The sequence below is a fragment of the Streptomyces sp. NPDC012935 genome (assembly GCF_042900345.1).
Lineage (GTDB): Bacteria > Actinomycetota > Actinomycetes > Streptomycetales > Streptomycetaceae > Streptomyces.
Genome location: NZ_JBIBBC010000106.1, coordinates 1 through 1136, shown reverse-complemented (window position 1 = coordinate 1136; position 1136 = coordinate 1). Strand labels below are relative to the sequence as shown.

The window sequence follows — 1136 nt, the reverse complement described above, 5'->3', positions numbered from 1 at the left end:
CGCGTAGTACGTCGCGTCGACCTCGACCACCGGGAAGCGCTCGGCGTAGTGCCGCAACCGCCCCTCGGCGTCCCGCCGCCCCACCGGGTACCAGCCGCTGCCGACCAGCGCCCGGTCCGTCCACGAACACGTGCCCACCAGGATGTCGCCCATGGCACGGCGGTTACCCGGACGCGCGGCGGCCAGACGTGCGCTCCCGCCGCTGAGGATGTGGCCCGCGGGGCCCGCGCGTAGTCTGGTCCGGGTACGTTCCGGCGCCCCTCCGGGCGCGAACTCGCAGGTCACGCGTGTGCCCCCTCCTGTCCGGGTGGCTGAGGCACGCCCGGACGAGCGGAGGACCAACGATGGGTACAGTCACCACCGACGACGGCACCACGATCTTCTACAAGGACTGGGGTCCACGCGACGGCAAGCCGATCGTCTTCCACCACGGCTGGCCGCTGAGCGCGGACGACTGGGACAACCAGATGCTGTTCTTCCTGTCGCACGGCTACCGGGTCATCGCCCACGACCGGCGCGGCCACGGACGGTCGACGCAGACCTCCGAAGGCCACGACATGGACACGTACGCGGCCGACGTCGCCGCCGTCACCGACGCGCTCGACCTGCGGGACGCCGTCCACATCGGGCACTCCACGGGCGGCGGCGAGGTCACCCGCTACGTCGCCCGCGCCAAACCCGGCAGGGTCTCCAAGGCGGTGCTGGCGGGTGCCGTGCCGCCCGTCATGGTCAAGTCGGAGAGCAACCCCGGCGGTACGCCCATCGAGGTGTTCGACGGGTTCCGCGAGGGCCTCGCCGCCAACCGGGCGCAGCTCTACATCGACGTGCCGTCGGGGCCGTTCTACGGCTTCAACCGTCCCGGCGCGGAGGTGTCGCAGGGCCTGATCGACAACTGGTGGCGGCAGGGCATGATGGGCGCGGCCAACGCCCACTACGAATGCATCAAGGCGTTCTCCGAGACCGACTTCACCGAGGACCTGAAGAAGATCGACGTCCCGGTGCTGGTCATGCACGGCAGCGACGACCAGATCGTGCCGTACGAGGACTCGGCGCCCCTGTCGGCCAAGCTGCTGAAGAACGGCACGCTCAAGACGTACGAGGGCTATCCGCACGGGATGCTGACGACGCACCCGGAG

2 protein-coding genes are annotated in these 1136 nt (G+C 70.2%); one reads left to right on the top strand and one right to left on the bottom strand.

The window, feature by feature from the left end; genetic code table 11:
• Positions 1-153 (bottom strand): DUF72 domain-containing protein (locus ACFY5C_RS41890; protein WP_389455348.1); only part of this gene is annotated, 153 nt, incomplete at its 3' end.
• A 191-nt stretch (positions 154-344) separates the two neighbouring features.
• Here ACFY5C_RS41890 and ACFY5C_RS41885 point away from each other — a divergent pair.
• Positions 345-1136, top strand: a 792-nt coding sequence (locus ACFY5C_RS41885; protein WP_389455346.1) for an alpha/beta fold hydrolase, incomplete at its 3' end; no start/stop codon positions are given.